This window comes from Mangrovicoccus ximenensis, from assembly GCF_003056725.1.
Classification (GTDB): domain Bacteria; phylum Pseudomonadota; class Alphaproteobacteria; order Rhodobacterales; family Rhodobacteraceae; genus Mangrovicoccus; species Mangrovicoccus ximenensis.
On record NZ_QBKZ01000014.1, the window covers coordinates 352300 to 369923 of the forward strand.

Here is a 17624-nt window from a genome sequence, read left to right on the forward strand (position 1 = left end):
TGCGGGTTCTCGTCGGTCTTCCAGCGATAGGCTTCCAGCGGTTCGGGCGAGGCGCCGACCCGCGCGATCGCCATCGGCGGATCGAAGAACAGCGAGATCAGCCGCTCGCCCTCGGCCTCGCGCTCCGTCCAGGCGCCGGTCATGCTTCTTCTCCGCAGGGCAGCTCGCGCGGGATCGACTGCTCGTATTCGAAGAGGTTGCCGGGGTCGTGGCGCCGCTTGGTCTCGACCAGCCGTTCGAGGTTCTCCCCGAAATACTGGCGCGCGAAGCCCGGATTGCCGCGCCGCGGATAGTTCTGGTAGCGGTGCCCGTCCGACATCGCCCCGGCTATCCGGCCGAATTCGTCGAGCCAGTCGATGCTGGCCCGGCGATGGGTCTCGAAGGTCCAGAACGCCCAGGAGAACAGGTCGAGGCTGGCATCGCGGTGGCGGTAGGCCATTGCATCGGGGGCAGGCTCGTTGATTTCGCCGCCGTAGAATTCGGCGGCGATGAAGCAGGTCAGGTCGGGCGCCTTCAGGAAATGGTCGATCACCTCGCGCCAGCGCTCCGCGGGATGCGCCCTGGCGATGATCCGTCCGTCGACCAGCGGCTTGGTGTTCATCGAGACATTCGGCATGTCGAGCCCGGGCGGATCGACGGTCGACAGGAGCGCCTCGTTGATCTCCAGATAGCGCCCGGCGCGCCAGATCTCGAGCTGGCTCTGCCGGTCCTCGAGCTGGCCGAGCAGCGGGCCGATCGCCGCGGCACATTCCGCCTCGGTCCCGTCATAGAGCCCGCGGATCAGCAGGAAAGGCAGCTGCGCGTCAGGCTGCCCGGCGGTCGGCAGGTACATCAGCAGCGCCTGGTGGCCCATCTTCGCCGGACCCGTCTTCGCGTAATCCGCCTGCAGCTCCTCCATGATCCGCGCAGCACGGGCGATCCCGGCCTCGTCGGAAAGCGGGAATTTCAGCCCGAAGGCCCAGACATCCTCCAGCGGGTGCAGCCGGTACTCGATTTCGGTCAGCACGCCGAACTGGTTGCCGGTGCCGCCGCGCACCGCCCAGAAGAGATCGGCGTTTTCCTCGGGGTTGCAGCGCCGGATCTGGCCGTCTGGCGTGACCATGCGCAGCGACAGGACATGGTCGCAATTCATCCCGAAGATCCGCGAGGTGAAGCCGTAGCCGCCGCCCTGCATGTAGCCCGCGACCGCCACCGTCTCGCAGCCGCCGCCCGGCACGTGCAGCGAGTAATGGTCGAGCACGCGGTTGAGCTTGTGGAAGATCGTCCCGGCACCGACCCGCGCGGTGCGGTGGACCGGGTCGACCAGCACGTGGTCGATCCGGCTGGTGTCGATGACGATCTGGTCGTTCGAGGAATAGCCGGCCGTCGAATGCCCGCCCGAACGGGTGGTGACCTTCAGCTCCTGCGCCTGCGCGAATTCGAGCGCGGCGATCACGTCGGTCTCGCAAACGGCATGGATGATCAGCTGCGGATAGGGCTGGTAGCTGTGCATGAAGACCATGCGGTCGTCATTGTATCCCGGATAGCCCGGCTGCTGCACGTCCCCGGCCAGCTTCTGCTGCAGGGCCGCAAGCGCTTCGGCGGAATATGAGAGGAGGCCGGTCTCCGTCCGCTCGTATTCGGTCCAGGGCGAGGGGCGGAGCGTCTTCCTGCGGAATCTGGTCATCGGATCTGCCAAGCATGTCATTTCTGAAAATCAATCAACGGCAGCCTATCAGCGGGATCTTGGTGAATGGAACAACAATCTTCGGCCCGGTCCGGTCCTGCCGCATCGCCCTGACTGACCTTTTCCCCGGATCCCGGACTGGGGCGATATTCACTATGCGGCCATCGCGGCGGCCATGTCGATCCGTGTCTGCCCGGGCGTGCGGCAGCCGATGCTCGAATGGCGGCGCTGCCGATTGCAGAAGATGGCGATGAAGTCGAACAGCGCCGCCTTGGCCTCGCGGCGGGACCGGAACCTGGCGCGGTGAACCAGCTCGGCCTTCAGCGATCCGAGGACGCTCTCCATTGGCGCGTGTCTCACGCCTTCGAACGGGCCCCGGACCGTTCGATCTGCTGGCGCGGACCCGCTTGAACGCGAGGCAATCATCCTTCCTGCTCATTGAAGCGTTGGCCGTCCATGCATCCAGAAGCCGCCGGTAGTTGAACTGATGCGGTGGATGCCCCATCCGCAGAGGATCACCTCGCGCCGGGCGCGCCGCGTCCGGATGCGGCCGCCCTTCGCGGTCTCGATGCCGGTGGCGCGGCCTTCGGCGGTCAGCACCCTGAGCACCCGCGTCCCGGTCTCCACCGCCAGGTTGGGGCGGTTGCGTACCGGCTTCAGGAAGGCGGTGTAGCTCGACTCGCGGCGCCCGCCGCGGATGGTGAACTGCTGGTAGGAAACTCCCTCGAAAGGCGGGGCGTTCAGCTCGGCGATGCGCGGGATCCCGGCGGCCTCGGCGGCGGCGACGAAATCCTCGGTCGCGGGATGGCGCATCACCGGGTCGCTGACCCGCATCGCGCCTCCCTTGGCATGCAGGCCGCTTTCGATCCGGACATTGTCCTCGGATTTCAGGAAATAGGGCAGCACGTCGTCCCAGCCCCAGCCTTCGTTGCCGAGCCCGGCCCAGTGGTCGTAATCCATCGGATGGCCGCGCATGTAGACCATGCCGTTGATCGCGCTCGATCCGCCCAGCGTCTTGCCGCGCGGCCAGTAGACCCGGCGACCGCCCAGCCCCGGCACCGGCGCGGTCTCGAAGCGCCAGTTGTAGCGCGCGTTCATGAACATCATGCCCATGCCGGCCGGCGCGCGGAGCCAGAAGTCCCGCGGCTCGGGTCCGGCCTCGACCAGCAGCACGCGCGCGGCCGGGTCCTCCGAAAGCAGGTCGGCCAGGCGCTCCAGCATGTCGATGCGGATCGCGCGCACGCCCGCCGGGCGGTAGCCCGCCATCGCGTGATAGCCCTCGGGCGCGTGCTCGTCGGTCGGCACGGTGACCAGGCCGGGCGGCGGCGCGGAGGGGAATTCGTCGAGATTGCCCTCGAGCGCCCAGAGCACCAGCCGCAGACGCGTCGGCGCCGGCTTCAGCAGCAGCGGCATGAAGATGGTGAACTGGCCGAAGCGCACGCCGTGCTTGCGCAGCTGGCCGCGGGTCTCCTGGTCGAGCGCCTTCACCTCGTTGGCGATGGCGTCGCGCGGGATGATCCCCTGGCCTTCCATCATGCGGAAGGCGAAGCCCTTCGCCTGCGGGCTCAGCGCCTCGTCGCGGGACATGGCAAGAAGCGGTTCGAAGGCGGCATTGACCTTGCGGTCGATGAAATGCTGCAGGCGGCGCTGCACCTTCTGCGCCACGTCGGGACCGGCTTCGTCATCGACGAAGGCCTTGACCTGCGGCTTCAGCGTCTCGGCGCCCGCGACCAGCTTGCCGACGGCATGCTCGCCCCACATCAGGCCGCCCTGGTCGGTGAAGTCCAGCTCGGTATCCGGCGCGTTGTAGAACCTGTCGGCACGCAGGTGGAATTCCGGCGCAAGCGCCGCGACCGCTGCCTGGCGCAGGGTCTTCGCTTCGTCAGCCGTTGCGGCCTTGTCCTGGCTGAAGCGGAACCCTTCCAGCCGTCCGACGAACTGGCCCTCAACGGTCACTTCGCCCTTGTCATTCACCTCAGCCACAAGGCTCTCCTTTTCCTTCAACCGCCGCAGGAGCACGCTGGTGCGCCGGTCAACAAATCTTTGGGTCAGCCGCGCATGCAGCGCATCCGACAGGCGGTCTTCTACAGAACGAGTCACCTCGCGCCAATGGCTTTCGTCATCCAGCCAGCCCTGGCGCTGCGCCACGTAGGTCCAAGTGCGAATATAGGCCAATCGCTTGGACAATGCATCGATATCGCCCTCGGTCCGGTCGATGCGGCGGACCTGCGCCGCCATCCAGTCGTCGGTGATTCGCCCGCGGTCATGCAGGAACTCGTAGATCCGCTCCAGAAGCGCGGCATGCTCGGTTTCCGAAATCCCGCGGAAATCCGGAATCCGGCAGACATCCCACAGAAGCCGGATCGACTTCGTGTTGTTGGCGCGGTTGCGCACCTCGGCCGAGGAGGCCAGCGATTTCAGCGCCAGCACGTCATCGGCATCGCGGGCGCGGGTCAGCAATTCGTGATGGGTATGCTCTTCGAGCGAGGCGATCAGCCCGCCCAAATTGGCGAAGTTCAGCCGCGAATTGCGCCATTGCAGCTTGGTCACCGGCGCGAAGCGGTTCTCGACGATCGCCTCGGCCAGGTCCTCGTGCAAGGGCCGCGCCTCGCCGGTCACGCCGAAAGTGCCGTCCTCGGTATGGCGTCCGGCCCGTCCGGCGATCTGCGCCAGCTCGTTGGGCTGAAGGGGGCGCATCCGGCGGCCGTCGAATTTGTGGGTCGAGGAAAACGCGACATGGCGGATGTCGAGGTTCAGCCCCATGCCGATCGCGTCGGTGGCGACGAGATAGTCGACATCGCCGTTCTGGTACATCTCCACCTGCGCGTTGCGCGTGCGCGGGGAAAGCGCGCCCATGACGACGGCCGCCCCGCCCTTCAGGCGGCGGATCACCTCGGCGATGGAATAGACCGAATCCACCGAGAACCCGACGATCGCCGAGCGCGGCGGCATCCGGCTGATCTTCTTCGATCCGGTATGGCTGAGCTCCGAAAACCGCTCGCGGCTCTGGAAGGTGGCCTCCGGAACCAGCGCCGCGATCGCGCCGCGCATGGTCGAGGCGCCGAGGAACAGCGTTTCCTGGAAGCCGCGCGAGCGCAGCAGCCGGTCGGTGAAGACATGGCCGCGCTCGGGATCGGCGCAAAGCTGGATCTCGTCGATCGCCACGAAATCGGCGCCCAAGCCCTCCGGCATCGCCTCGACCGTGCAGACCCAGTACTGGGTCCGCTCGGGCACGATTCGCTCTTCGCCGGTGACAAGCGCCACGACCGACGGGCCGCGCTTTTCCACGATGCGGTCGTAAACTTCCCTGGCCAGCAGCCGGAGGGGCAGACCGATGACCCCGGTGCGATAGGAGAGCATGCGCTCGATCGCGTAATGGGTCTTGCCCGTATTCGTCGGACCCAGGACTGCCTGGACCCTGCCTCGCGCCGTCATTGGCCTGTTCCTTGAAATGGGCGGGTCAGATGTCCTGCTCGCCCAGTTCCCTTTTGATCCGCTCGATGGCCTCTTCTACGTTCGGCTGGTGCGGATGTATAGCCAAAGCGGCGTGATAGACATCGAGCGCCTGCGCGACATGGCCAAGCTCCTCGAGGATCATCCCGAACCCGGACAACGCCCCGAAATGCCGCGGATTCAGCGCCAGCGTACGTTCGATGTCGGCCACGGCGAGCCCCAGCTCGCCCTCCTGGTAGAAGGCGGTGGCGCGGGCGTTCCAGCCTTCGGCGAAATCCGGCGCATGGTCGGTCAGCGCGGTCAGGTGGTCGACGGCGGCCTCGAGTTCGCCCGCCTCCATCGCCTCGCGGCCGCGCTGCAGCAGCAGGTCCATCGCCGGCGAGCCCGATCGCGACCACTCCTGCCAGATCTCGGATTCGACGCCGGACCAGTTTTCGGTTTCCGGATCCTGGAGCTGGGCGAACAGGTCGTCGAGCCTGTCGGCTGCGGCCGCCAGCGGCGACGCAACGGAACAGGCCAGGGCGAGGAAAACCGGTTTCAAAAACCGCGAAGGTCTGGTCATAGTCGAAACATAACGGCTCGGCGCCGTTTTGCCATACCCATCGTGACGAGGAAGGGTCGGATATGAGCAATGTGATCGACGGGGCCGTGGAAGCCCTCCGAGCGAAGCTGGGCGACGGGTTCGACGGGTCGGCGAAATTCCACATCGTCGGCGAAGGCAGCATCGTGGTCGACGGCGCGGGCGTGCGCGAAAGCGACGACGACACCGACGTGACCCTCTCGGCCGACCGCGACACGTTCGAGGCGATGCTCGACGGCGCGCTCGACCCCTCCAGCGCCTTCATGTCGGGCCGGCTCAAGATCGACGGCGACATGGGCGCCGCGATGAAGCTCGGCGCAGCATTGTCCTGATGCGGGACACGGGGGGCATGTCCGGCACCGGCATCGCACCCTTCTTCGCGGCGGACAGCGGCGCGCCCGACGGGGCCCGCGCGGTCTGGCGGCAGACGCGCGACGGGGTGCGCATCCGGATCGGCGAATTCGGCCGCGGCCCCAAGGGCACCGTGCTGTGCTTCCCCGGCCGCACCGAATACATCGAGAAATACGGCCCCACCGCCCGCGATTTCATGGCGGCGGGCTACGGCTTCGCCGCGATCGACTGGCGCGGCCAGGGGCTAGCCGACCGGCTTCTGTCCGATCCGCGGCTCGGCCATGTCGACCGGTTCGCCGACTACCAGCGCGACGTGGCGGCCTTCCTCGCCCATGCCGGCGAGGCCGGGCTGCCGAAGCCCTGGTTCCTGCTGGCGCATTCCATGGGCGGCGCGATCGCCCTGCAATCGCTGGAAGCCGGGCTCGAGGTCCGCGCCGCCGCCTTTTCCGCGCCGATGTGGCAGGTGGCAATGGCGAAGGTGCGCGCGATTGCGGCCAACGTCCAGCCCGGGCCACATGCGCCTGCCTTTCGCTCCGGGACCGTTTCTTGGCCCTGGCCCCGGCGCCCTGTTCCGGCACGGCGGCTGCCGGGAGCAGGGCCGAAGGCGCGGCTCTGCCGGATCAGTGCCCGGCGGTGGGCGTGCCGGGCAGGTGGGACGCGATCCCGTGGAAGAAGATGTCGATCTCCAGCGCCAGGCCCGCCTCGAATTCATTGAGTTCGGTTCCGCTCCAGCGGTGCTGCTCGAGCCGGTCGAGGAACGACCGGCGCGCCTGCTCGTCGCGCGGCTCCAGCGGCAGCGTCCCGGCGGCCCGCAGCAGGTCGATGCGCTTGTGGACCTCGCACATGCCCGAGAAGGCTTCCATCATCACCCGCGTCAGGCGCGGCTCCTGCTGCCAGGACTGCCCGCCGAACACCTCCTGGACCACGCGGTTGCCGGCGCCGAGGCAATCATAGGCGACGCAGCCCGGAAATCCTTCCTGGGCCAGCCTGTCATGGATCGAGCAGTCGTGCCCCGAGAGGTTCCGGCACGGCTCGCAGGGGTTCTTGTCGAAGGCGAAATCCTTGCCCTTGTCGAAGGCCAGCACGAGACAGCACAGGGCTGCGCATTTCGAACAATCAGTCTTGAGATGGTCAGTCTGGGGCATGGCGGCAATCGATCTTCAAGGGGCGGTCCGGGGGGAGGCGACGGCCGCCATATCCCGCGAAACGCCTCCGGAATGCAAGATCCGGCCGTCCCGCCCCGGTTAGGATGGCCCCGAGAGGTGCCGAGGGCCGTCCGCGCGGGCTCCCGGGCAAGCAGGCAGGATGGGCAGCCCCGGGGGCAACGGCGGTGTCGCGCGCGCGACCCTCCCGGCGGGTCAGCATCGCCGTTCCGCGGCTATCCTGGCCAGCTTTCGGGCGGCCAGCGCCAGCGCGTCGCCTTCGCCCGGGCGCTGGCGATCGAGCCGCGCATCCTCTTGCTCGACGAGCCCTTCGGCGCGCTCGACGCCTCGGTGCGGCGGGAGCTGCGCGCCGGATTGCGCCGCATCCATGACGAGACCGGGCTGACGACGGTCTTCGTCACCCATGACCAGGAGGAGGCGATGGAGCTGGCCGACCTCGTGGCCGTGATGTCCACCGGCAGGATCGAGCAGGTCGGCTGCCCCGCCGATCTGCGCAGCCGTCCGGCCAGTGACTTCGTCCGCGACTTCCTGGCCTCCGGACAGGTCCCGGCGGCCTAGCCTGCCGCTGCAGGGCAGGGCAGGGGTTCGGCACGGCGCTCCCCGCGGTCTCCGGCAGGAGCGGGGATTTGGCGGTGCCGACGCGAAAGCGCGCCGCCTGAGTGCCGCCCGGTTCGCCGCAGTAGCCTGCGGGCATCCGCACTGCTCCGGCGCCCTGACGGAACAGCCATGTGCCTGCCGGTCCTTGCTGCCGGGGGCATCATCGCCACGCCTGATCTCCGCTTGCCGCAGCAGAAGCATGTGGCCGGGACAAACGCCGGGCGGCAACGCGTCAGCGCGGCGGCAAGCGCTGCGGGCTGCTGGGCCGGGACAATGGCAGCGGAATGGACCGGCAGGACCAGCGTGCAGCGGCAGCGCGCCGGGAGCTCTGCCGGAGGGACGCGCCGGACCCTGGGACTGCAGGGCCTCGGCGAGGCGCAGCAGCGGCTGGCCGGCGGCCTCTCCCATGTGGCCGAGGCGCAGGCAGCGGCGCAGACCGCGATGCTGGCGACGATGGAGCGGCGGCTCGAGGAAGTCACCAAGTCGATGGGCGACACGCTGCACGGCCAGGCGACCCGCACGGCGCGCAGCTTGGGCGACCTGCAGCAGCGGCTGGAGGCGATCGACAGGGCGCAGGCCAATATCGAGAAGCTCTCGGGCGACGTGCTGGGGCTGCAGGACATTCTCGCGAACAAGCAGACCCGCGGCGCCTTCGGGGAAATCCAGCTCAACGACATCGTGCAGAAGGCGCTGCCGGCCGACAGCTACACGATGCAGGCGACGCTTTCGAACGGGCGGCGGGCGGATTGCCTGATCCATCTGCCGAACCCTCCGGGGCCGATCGTCATCGATTCGAAATTCCCGCTCGAAGCCTATGAGAAGCTGCGCAATGCCAAGGACGAGCGGGCGCTGGCCGAGGCTGCCCGCGACATGCGCACCGCCGTGCGCAGCCACCTGCGGGCGATCGCCGAGAAATACGTGATCGACGGCGAGACCGCCGATGGCGCGCTGATGTTCCTGCCCTCCGAGGCGGTCTATGCCGAGCTGCATGCGAGCTTCCCCGAGCTGATCCGCGAAGGCTTCGCGCTGCGGGTCTGGACGGTCTCGCCGACCACCTGCATGGCGACGCTGAACACGATGCGCGCGGTGCTGAAGGACGTGCGGATGCGCGAGCAGGCCGGCCATGTGCGGCGCGAGCTGGCGCTGCTGGCGAAAGATGTCGAGCGGCTGGGCGACCGGGTCGGCAATCTCGACCGGCATTTCGGCCAGGCGTCGAAGGACATCGCCGACATCAAGATCAGCGCCGAGAAGGCCGGGCGGCGGGCCCAGCGGCTGGACAATTTCGACTTCGAAGAGATCGCGCCGCAGGCGGAAGATCCCCGATTTGCGCAGGCTGCGACGCTGCCACTGGCAGAGTGAGCGGCGCGGCGCTAGATTTGCGCCAGAGCAGACCACAGAAAAACACAGCATAACAGGCAGACATACCATGCGGGTTCTTCCGGCAGTCGCGGCCCTTGCGGGCCTTTTCCTCGCTTCCCCGGTCCCGGCGGCCGAGGCGGTCTTCGGCCTCGGCCAGAGCCAGCCCGGAGAGTCGCGCGGCGACCGCGACCTCAGCGTCTCCGCGGACATCCGCAGCAATCCGCTGACCTATGTCGGGCCGGCCGACATCCGTCTCGGCGGCGGGGCGGTCGCGGACGGCATCGACGATCTCTGGGTGGGCGGCGGCGTGACCGCCGAGATGCCGCTGGGCGGCAACTGGTTCGCCGAAGGCAGCGTGATGCCCGGCTACTACGATTTCGCCGACGGGGTGAACACCAAGGACGACCTGGCGCTGCGCACCCGGCTGGGGCTCGGCGTGCGGCTGAATTCGGGCAATGCGGTTTCCGTGGCGGTCGACCACCGGGCCGGCCCGGATGGCGGCTTCCGCTCCGGCGCGGAGCGGCTCGGCGTGCAGTACCACCACGAATTCGGCGGCCGCTGACCGGCAGCAAGGCGAGCCCCGGCCAGGCGAAGACCTGCTCGGCCAGGATCGAGCCGCCGAAGATCTCGCCGCTCGCCGCCATCATCGCGGTCAGCGCCGGCAGGGCGGCATTGCGCAGCCCGTGGCGCCACAGGATGTCGGCCTGCCCGGCGCCCTGCGCGCGGGCGAGCAGCACGTAGTCGGATTGCAGCACCTCGATCAGCTTCATCCGCGTGTGTAGCGCGATCGCGGAAACGCCGAACAGGGTCAGCGCGGCCAAGGGAAGCGCCAAATGGTGCAGGCGCTGGCCGAGCGTGACCTCGCCGGGCGGCACGCCCAAGGGCCCGGCGCAGCAGACCGGGGTCCAGCCCAGCCCGACCGAAAACACCGCCAGCATCAGCATCGCCAGCCAGAAGGCCGGGGTTCCTGCCAGCAGGTAGCACCAGCCGCGGATCGCCCGGTCGGCCCAGCTGCCCTCGCGCGCCAGCCCGCCCCCGAGATCCTGTGGGATACGGAGGTGCCCGTCCCGCCGGCGGCGCTGCGCGCGGCAGAGTGACTCTGGCGGGCGGGCCGCGGCTCGGCTAGGGTCCCGGCCATGTCCGCCCCCTGCCGCGAAACCGACCTCTATGCGCCGCTCAAGGCCTTTCTCGAAGCCCAGGGCTACGAGGTGAAATCCGAAGTCGCGGGCGCCGATATCGTCGCCTGCCGCGGAGACGAGGACCCGGTGATCGTCGAGATGAAGACCGCCTTCTCGCTGGCCCTCTTCCATCAGGGCATCGCGCGCCAGGCGGTCAGCGAGGCGGTCTATCTGGCCGTGCCGCGCGCCACGACCAAGGCGTTCCGCGACAATGTCGGGCTGGCGCGCCGCCTCGGGCTCGGCGTGCTGTCGGTGCGGCTCGCGGACGGCCATGTGGAACCTGTCTGCGATCCCGGCCCGTTCCAGCCGCGCCGCGTGCCGAAGAAGCGCGACCGGCTGTTGCGGGAATTCGCCAAGCGCCGCGGCGATCCGAATACCGGCCAGCGCGCGGATCAGCGCGGGAGTCAGCGCGCCGCGTTCCGCAAGCTGAAGCGGGCGGTGCATCTGCCCTATGCCGATTTCTCCACTCCCGAAATCCGGCTCGCCGCCTGCGAGAAGGAACTGCGGCTGAACCGCGCCGCGGCCCCCGAGCTCTACCGCCGGGTGCGGCGGATCACCCGCGGGCCGGCCGGGCTCTGCTTCGACGGGCCGGGCGAACTGGTCGATGCCGTTGTCGAGATGGCGCGCTTCGAGCAGGACAGCCTGTTCGACCGGATGGGCAACCCGTCGGTCTTCCTCTTCGACGAGCCGCTGTCCAATCTCGACGCCAAGCTGCGCGTGCAGATGCGCACCGAGATCAAGCGCCTGCACCAGGCGACGCCGACCACGACCATCTACGTCACCCATGACCAGACCGAGGCGATGACCCTCGCCGATATCGTCGTGGTGATGAACAAGGGCCGGATCGAGCAGGTCGGCCCGCCGCAGGAGCTGTATTTCCACCCGAAGACCGCCTTCGTCGCGCAATTCGTCGGCTCGCCCTCGATGAATTTCTTCGACGTGGTGCCGGTCGAGGACGGCGAGGGGCGGCTTGCCCTGGAAACCGCGGAAGGCACGCTGATCCCGGTGCCCGCGGAGCGCGAACCGAGCTACCGCGCCCATCTGGGCCGCTCCATGCAGCTCGGCGTGCGCCCCGAAGACCTTGCGGTCGCCGAAACCGGCGCGGGCATCGAGGTGAAGATCGACGTGGTCGAGCCGCTCGGCCAGGAGACCATCGCGATGTTCTTCCGCGGCGGGCGCGACTGCTCGATGCGCCTCGACCCGATGACCCCGGTCGGCCCCGGCCAGACCCTGACCCTGCGCCCCAACATGGAGCGCGCCCACCTGATCGACCCCGAAAGCGAACTGGTCGTGCCGCGGATCCTCGACGCGACCGAAGGAAAGACCCTGCAATGAACTATGATCTTGTCATCAAGGGCGGCACCGTCGTCACCGAAGGCGGTCCGCGCATCTGCGACATCGGCATCACCGGCGAGCGCATCGCCGCGCTCGGCGAGTCCCTCGACGGCACCGAGACCGTCGACGCGGCCGGCCGCATCGTGCTGCCGGGCGGCGTCGACAGCCACTGCCATATCGACCAGGTCGATCCCGGCCTCGGCCATGGCGCGGAAAGCATGGTGACGGGCACCCGCGCCGCGCTGGCCGGCGGCACGACCTCGATCATCTCCTTCGTCTCGCAGCATGCGGGCGAGGAAATCGCCGACGTTCTGGCCGAAAGCCTGCGCCGCGGCGAGACCTCGCTGGCCGACTACACCTTCCACCAGATCATCTCGGATCCGACCGACAAGGTCGTGCTGGAAGACATTCCGATGGTGGTGAAGGCGGGCATCCGCAGCCTCAAGGTCTTCCTGACCTACGAGGACGCGCATCTGACCGACGGCGAGTTCCTGCGCGTGCTGGCCGCCGCCCACCGCGAAGGCTGCATGGTCACCGTGCATTGCGAGAACTACGACGCGATCGGCTGGATGACCGAGCAGCTGCTGGCGCAGGGCCTGACCGAGCCCAAGTACCACGCCTGGTCGCGCCCCGAAGTGGTCGAGCGCGAAGCCACCTACCGCACCATCTGCCTCGCCGAGCTGGTCGACACCCCGATCCAGATCTTCCACGTCTCCTGCCACGAGGTGGCCGAGGAGATCGAGCGCGCGCAGAAGCGCGGCCTGAAGGTCTGGGGCGAAACCTGCCCGCAATACCTGGTGCTGGGCGCCAAGGACATGGACCGTCCGGGCCGCGAGGGCGCCAAGTTCATGTGCAGCCCGGCGCCGCGCGATGCCGGCAAGGTCGATGCGTTCTGGGACGACATCCGCCGCGGCGTGATCGACGTGATCTCCTCGGACCATTCGGCCTTCTTCTTCGAGGGGCCGGAGAACTCCAAGGAGATGAACGGTGCCGATGCCGATTTCAGCCAGATCCCGAACGGCGTTCCGGGCGTCGGTTCGCGCATGCCGCTGGTCTTCTCCGAAGGCGTCTCCAAGGGCCGGATCGATCTGGAAACCTTCGCCCGCGTGACCGCGACCAACCCGGCGCGGATCTTCGGCCTCTATCCGCAGAAGGGCGCCATCGCCGTCGGATCGGACGCCGACATCGTGATCTGGGACGCGGAGCGCAAGGTCACGATCACCAACGACCTGCTGCAGCACGCGGTCGACTACACGCCCTACGAGGGCATGGAGGTCACCGGCTGGCCGGTCGCCACCTATCTGCGCGGCAAGCTGTCGATGAAGGATGGCGAGGTCGTGGCCGAGCCGGGCCAGGGCCGCTTCCTGGCGCGCACCGCCTATGACCTCGCGACGCCGCGCGGCATCACGCCGAACGGCTTCGATGCCGCCAAGCTGCCCCCCCAAGCCAAGAAGTGAAGACCATGAAAGTCACCTACAACCCGATCCCGCCCTCCAAGTCCGAGCTGAACATCCTGGAGTTCCCCGGCGGCGGCAAGATGGTCTGGGCCGTGGCCTCGGCCGACGACATCAGCCTGGATTTCGCGGGCCAGACCCATGACATCCTGCAGAAGCTGGAGCGCATCCTCGCCCGCGCCGGCACCGACCTCAAGCACCTGGTCAAGGCCGAGATCGTCGTGACCGACCACGACAACAAGCCGCTCTTCGACGATATCTGGGCGACCTACGTGCCTGCCGGCAAGGGCCCGGTCCGCTCCTTCGTCGAAAGCCGGATGCCCGACGGCGATCTGGTCGAGGCGATCCTGACCGCCTATGTGCCGGCGGCCTGATCCATGCCGAAGCTGAAATTCCACCGCCGGATCGAGGCGCTCGACGCGCCGGTCATCGCGCCGGGGGCCACCGGCTATTTCCGCGGCGCGGTGGAGCGCAACTATGCGCTGCTGCCGCCCGAGGGCGTGCTCGACAGCCGCCTGCCGGATTACGCCGGCACGATCGTGCGCTTCCTCGCCAGCCCGAAGATGGGCGCGGGCTTCGCGCAGACCATGCTGCTCGTCGCCGAGGGCGGCGGCACGCGGGAGCCGCGCAATGACGGCAACCAGCATTTCCTCTTCGTCCAGGAAGGCCGCATCCGGTTCCGCGTCGACGGGATCGACGCGGAACACGTCATGGACGAGGGCGGCTATGCCTATGTGCCGCCGGGCGCGGGCTTCGAGCTTGCCGCCATCGGCGGCGAGGCGCGGGTGCTGGAATTCTACCGCCCCTACGTGCCGGTCAAGGGCCATGACGTCCCCAGGGCGCTGGTGTCGAACATTGCCGAGGTCGAGAAGGTCAACCATACCGGCAATGCCGGCCGCGGCTGGCAGCACCTGCTGCCCGACGATCTGGGCTTCGACATGGAGATGAACGTGCTCAGCTTCGCGCCGGGCGGGCATTTCCCCGCGGTCGAGACCCATATCATGGAGCATTCGCTGTTCATGCTGAAAGGCCAGGGCATGTACCTGCTGGAGCGCGAATGGCAGGAGGTCTGGGCCGAGGACTACATCTGGATGGGCCCCTGGGTGCCGCAGCAGTTCTATGCGACCGGCTGGGAGGAAACCTCCTACCTTCTCTACAAGGACGTGAACCGCGATGTCGTCTTCGGCTGAGCGGGCGTCGGCGCGGCTTGCCGCGCTGGCTGCCATCACGGCGGAGCCGGGGCGCATGACCCGGCTTGCCTTCAGCCCCGAGATGCGCCGCGCCAATGCGCTGGTCGCGGACTGGTTCCGAGACGCGGGCGCCGATCGGGTCCGGGAGGACGCGGCCGGCAACCTGATGGCTGGCCGCGGGCGCTGCGGCCCGAGGAGCGGGACTACATCGCCGCCCCCTATCGCGACCTGCCCGAGACCGGCCGCCTGACCGGGCGCGGCGGCGAGGCCAACCTCGAGCGGGTGCTGGCCGCCNATGCCGATCTCGCCGACCGGGTTCAGGCCCAGACCGGCATTCCCTATCTCCTGATCGACGGCACCTTCGCGAACACACCGGCGGCGCTGCGGCTGATCGGCGAGGCGCTCGGCGTGCCGGAGCGCGGCGAAGCGCTGGCCGCCGATGCCGAGGCGCGGTTCGCGCGGCTCGACGCGATGCTGGCGGAGATCCCCGCGGCGGAGCGTCCGGGCGTCTATCTGGCGCGCGGCCCCGAGGGGCTGGAAACCGGCATGAAGGGCTCGATCAATACCGAGATCATCGAGCGGGCCGGCGGGCGCAACGTTGCCGATGACGGCGGCGCGACCCGCGGGCTGGTCAATGTCTCGCCCGAGCAGGTGATCGTCGCCGATCCGGAGGTGATCGTCACCTGGGACCGCAATTTCCACGGCAAGGTCTTCGATGACCCGCTCTGGCAGGGGATCGCGGCGGTGCGGGCGGGGCGCGTCCATCTCTCGCCGACCGCACCCTTCGGCTGGATCGACCGGCCGCCCTCGCTGAACCGGCTGATGGGGCTGAACTGGATGGCCGGACTGCTCTATCCCGACCGCTGGCAGGGCGACCTGCGCGAGGAGACCCGCGCCTTCTACGCGCTCTACTACCAGGTCGATCTGGATGGCGCGGCGCTCGACCGGCTCCTGGAATGGGCCGAGGGGCGGCCGCCGGCATGAGCCAGGCGCTGCGCGGGCCGCTGCTGCCGGGGATGCTGGCGGCGGCCGGGCGCAGGCGGGCTCGCCATCGGCGACCGGCTGGCGCTTGGCTGGCCCGCCGAGGCCGGCGTCATCGTGACCGCGGGCGCCGCATGAGCGCGCCGCGAGGAGAAACCGAGATGAAAGACTTCGCACAGGGCAGCCAGGGACGGCTCCGCATCGGCATCGACGTGGGCGGCACCTTCACCGATTTCGTGATGGCCGACAGCGGCACGGGCCGCGTCGCGCTCTACAAGGAGCCCTCGACCCCCGACGACCCCTCGCGCGCGCTGATCGAGGGGCTGGAGAAGTTCCTCGCCCGCGAAGGCATGGCCCCTTCGGATGTCGGCGGACTGATGCACGGCACCACGATCGGGCTGAACGCGATCATCCAGCGCCGCGGCGCGCGGATCGGGCTGATCATCTCGAAAGGCTACCGCGACATCCTGGAAATAGCGCGCTGCCGCATGCCCTCCTCCTTCGACCTCCATGCCGAGAAAGAGGTTCCGCTGGTTCCCCGCGCCCGCGTCATCGAGATCGACGCGCGCTTCTCGCGCGACGGCAAGCTCGCCGCGATGCCCTCCGAGGCCGAGCTGGACCGCGTCGCCGAGGCGCTGAAGGCGCAGGGTCTGGACGCGGCCGCGCTGATGCTGATCAACGGCTATGCCGACCCGGAGACCGAAGGCGCGATTGCCGCGAAGCTGGCCGGGCGTCTCGCGGGCCTGCCGATCACCTCCGCCGCCGCGATCTGGCCGGAAATCCGGGAATACGAACGCACGCTGGTCGCCTGCCTCAACGCCTATATCCAGCCGCTGATGGACGCCTATTTCGCGCGCCTGACCGAAGGCTTGCAGCGGATCGGCGTCACCGCGCCGCTCTTGGTCACCGCCTCGAACGGCGGCAGCCTCTCGGTCGGATCCGCCGTGGCGCGTCCCGTCGAGACGATCTTGTCGGGCCCCGCCTCCGGCGTCATGGCCGCCGTGCGGCAGGCCGGGCAGTCGGGGATGGAGAACATCATCACCTTCGACATGGGCGGCACCTCCTCGGACATGGCCGTCGCCACCGGCGGCGAGGCCGGGATCGCGACGCGCACCGACATCGGCGGCCTGCCGCTGGTGCTGCCCGTGGTCGACGTCACCGCCATCGGCGCGGGCGGCGCGCCGCCGCGGCGGTGCTGTCCCGCTGCCCGGGCGGCCCGGTCTCGGCCTGGGTGGCGACGACATGGGCGCGGACCTCGGCGCGCAGCGCGGTGAAGAACGGCAGCAGCGCAAAGCCGTCCTCCTGCCCGGTGCGGTCGAGATAGCGGTTGACCAGCAGGCTGGCGAATTGCCTCTGGCCGCGGTACATCAACCGGGCCGGCTTCGGCGAGAGCCGCGTCTTCTCCGCAGCCGAGATCGAGACGATCGACGGCGCCTTCCGCGAAGCGCTGGCCGGCCATGCGGCGCTTCTCGACCGGCGGGCCGGCGAGGGCCGCATCCGCCGCTGCCATGGCGACCTGCACCTGCGCAACATCTGCCTCTGGCAGGGCAAGCCCCGGCTCTTCGACTGCATAGATTTCAACGACCGGCTGGCCACGATCGACGTGCTCTATGACCTCGCCTTCATGGCGATGGACCTCTGGCCGCGGGCGTGTCCTACGGCACGCTCTGGAATGCGTTCAAGCGGATCGCCGCAGGCTGTTCGGAGGACGAGAAGCAGGCGCTGTTCGCGGGCACCGCGATCCGGACCTACCGGCTCCCGGAGGCGCTTGGCGCCCCGCCTGCGGAATGACGGATAAGCTCCGGGCAGGTCGGGAGGACCGCAGCCCCGGGCAATCGGAGGAGAGAACCGACATGACCAAACTGACTGCATTCGGCGGCGCCCTCGCCGCCCTGCTGGCGCTCGGCGGCAGCCCCGCCGCTGCGGAAACCGCGCGGGCGGCGATCTGGCTGGGCGCGGGATCGCCGAACGGCAAGTTCTTTGCCGACTGGACGGCGCGGATCGCCGAGAATACCGGCGGCTCGATAGACTTCGACGTCTATCCCGGCGGCATGCTGCTGCCGCCCGAGGGCAGCCTGTCGGGGCTGGAATCCGGCGTGGCCGACCTGGTCTTCGTGACCGCGGGCTACATCCCGTCGGATCTGCCGCTCGACAACGTGCTGGGCGACGCGGCCTTCGTGTCGGAAAGCCAGCTGGAGCTGGCGCTAGCGACGCTCGAGACCAAGCTCTTCCACCCGAAGATGGCCGCCGAATACCAGGCGCACAATGCCGTCTACGCCGCCGACATGGCGATCGGCGTCTACAACTTCCAGTGCAA

Annotated in this window: 16 protein-coding genes and 3 pseudogenes; 13 read left to right on the top strand and 6 right to left on the bottom strand. The window is 68.8% G+C overall.

Features of this window, described 5'->3' with window-relative positions:
- Positions 1-139: 139 nt before the first annotated feature.
- The 4 genes from C7T91_RS15915 to C7T91_RS15930 form a co-directional block, all read right to left on the bottom strand.
- Positions 140-1666, bottom strand: a complete 1527-nt coding sequence (locus C7T91_RS15915) for an FAD-binding oxidoreductase (protein WP_161555933.1) — start codon at positions 1664-1666, stop codon at positions 140-142.
- Between the two features lie 153 nt (positions 1667-1819).
- A complete protein-coding gene (locus C7T91_RS15920) occupies positions 1820-2011 on the bottom strand; it encodes an IS3 family transposase (RefSeq protein ID WP_161555934.1) in 192 nt (63 codons plus the stop codon).
- Positions 2012-2101: 90 nt separating this feature from the next.
- Entirely contained in the window at positions 2102-5101 is a 3000-nt protein-coding gene (locus C7T91_RS15925) for a GMC family oxidoreductase N-terminal domain-containing protein (protein ID WP_108260079.1), read from the bottom strand.
- Positions 5102-5126: 25 nt separating this feature from the next.
- Positions 5127-5660, bottom strand: a complete 534-nt coding sequence (locus tag C7T91_RS15930) for a tetratricopeptide repeat protein (RefSeq protein WP_236638271.1) — start codon at positions 5658-5660, stop codon at positions 5127-5129.
- 83 nt (positions 5661-5743) lie between these two features.
- Here C7T91_RS15930 and C7T91_RS15935 point away from each other — a divergent pair, with 83 nt between their 5' ends.
- On the top strand, positions 5744-6031 hold the full coding sequence (locus C7T91_RS15935; RefSeq protein WP_108260081.1) for an SCP2 sterol-binding domain-containing protein: 288 nt from the start codon (positions 5744-5746) through the stop codon (positions 6029-6031).
- Positions 6031-6765 carry an alpha/beta fold hydrolase gene (locus C7T91_RS15940; protein ID WP_236638272.1) on the top strand — a complete coding sequence of 245 codons (735 nt, stop codon included), beginning with the start codon at positions 6031-6033 and terminating at the stop codon, positions 6763-6765. The genes C7T91_RS15935 and C7T91_RS15940 overlap by 1 nt, the downstream gene beginning before the upstream one ends.
- Here C7T91_RS15940 and C7T91_RS15945 read toward each other — a convergent pair.
- Entirely contained in the window at positions 6671-7195 is a 525-nt protein-coding gene (locus C7T91_RS15945) for a hypothetical protein (protein WP_108260082.1), read from the bottom strand. The two genes, C7T91_RS15940 and C7T91_RS15945, sit on opposite strands and share 95 nt — an antisense overlap.
- Before the next feature lie 234 nt (positions 7196-7429).
- Between C7T91_RS15945 and C7T91_RS15950 the strand changes: the two are divergent.
- The 3 genes and pseudogenes from C7T91_RS15950 to C7T91_RS35920 all read left to right on the top strand — a co-directional run.
- Positions 7430-7771 (top strand): annotated as a pseudogene (locus tag C7T91_RS15950) (ATP-binding cassette domain-containing protein); the annotation flags it as partial.
- Between the two features lie 312 nt (positions 7772-8083).
- On the top strand, positions 8084-9169 hold the full coding sequence (locus tag C7T91_RS15955; protein ID WP_108260117.1) for a DNA recombination protein RmuC: 1086 nt from the start codon (positions 8084-8086) through the stop codon (positions 9167-9169).
- Positions 9170-9236: 67 nt separating this feature from the next.
- Positions 9237-9731: a hypothetical protein gene (locus C7T91_RS35920; RefSeq protein ID WP_236638273.1), complete on the top strand. Its 495-nt coding sequence runs from the start codon at positions 9237-9239 to the stop codon at positions 9729-9731.
- Between the two features lie 43 nt (positions 9732-9774).
- Here C7T91_RS35920 and C7T91_RS35925 read toward each other — a convergent pair.
- Positions 9775-10404, bottom strand: a pseudogene (locus C7T91_RS35925) (ABC transporter permease subunit); the annotation flags it as partial.
- On the opposite strand from C7T91_RS35925, the gene C7T91_RS38515 reads away from it, so the two are divergent.
- From C7T91_RS38515 to C7T91_RS16005, 8 genes and pseudogenes are all read left to right on the top strand, one after another.
- Positions 10306-11682, top strand: coding sequence for a DUF2161 family putative PD-(D/E)XK-type phosphodiesterase (locus tag C7T91_RS38515; protein ID WP_145962905.1), 1377 nt, complete (start codon positions 10306-10308; stop codon positions 11680-11682). The pseudogene C7T91_RS35925 and the gene C7T91_RS38515 sit on opposite strands and share 99 nt — an antisense overlap.
- Positions 11679-13139, top strand: a complete 1461-nt coding sequence (hydA, locus tag C7T91_RS15975) for a dihydropyrimidinase (RefSeq protein ID WP_108260083.1) — start codon at positions 11679-11681, stop codon at positions 13137-13139. Before C7T91_RS38515 ends, hydA begins: the two co-directional genes overlap by 4 nt.
- A gap of 5 nt (positions 13140-13144) precedes the next feature.
- Positions 13145-13510 carry a Rid family hydrolase gene (locus C7T91_RS15980; protein WP_108260120.1) on the top strand — a complete coding sequence of 122 codons (366 nt, stop codon included), beginning with the start codon at positions 13145-13147 and terminating at the stop codon, positions 13508-13510.
- 3 nt (positions 13511-13513) lie between these two features.
- Positions 13514-14326: a (S)-ureidoglycine aminohydrolase gene (gene allE, locus C7T91_RS15985; protein ID WP_108260084.1), complete on the top strand. Its 813-nt coding sequence runs from the start codon at positions 13514-13516 to the stop codon at positions 14324-14326.
- Between the two features lie 282 nt (positions 14327-14608).
- Positions 14609-15310, top strand: a complete 702-nt coding sequence (locus C7T91_RS15990) for an ABC transporter substrate-binding protein (protein WP_236638274.1) — start codon at positions 14609-14611, stop codon at positions 15308-15310.
- 158 nt (positions 15311-15468) lie between these two features.
- Positions 15469-16581, top strand: coding sequence for a hydantoinase/oxoprolinase N-terminal domain-containing protein (locus C7T91_RS15995; protein WP_108260086.1), 1113 nt, complete (start codon positions 15469-15471; stop codon positions 16579-16581).
- 53 nt (positions 16582-16634) lie between these two features.
- Complete coding sequence (locus C7T91_RS16000; RefSeq protein ID WP_108260087.1) at positions 16635-17105, top strand: phosphotransferase; 471 nt, start codon at positions 16635-16637, stop codon at positions 17103-17105.
- A gap of 55 nt (positions 17106-17160) precedes the next feature.
- Positions 17161-17624: pseudogene (locus C7T91_RS16005) on the top strand (hypothetical protein); the annotation flags it as partial.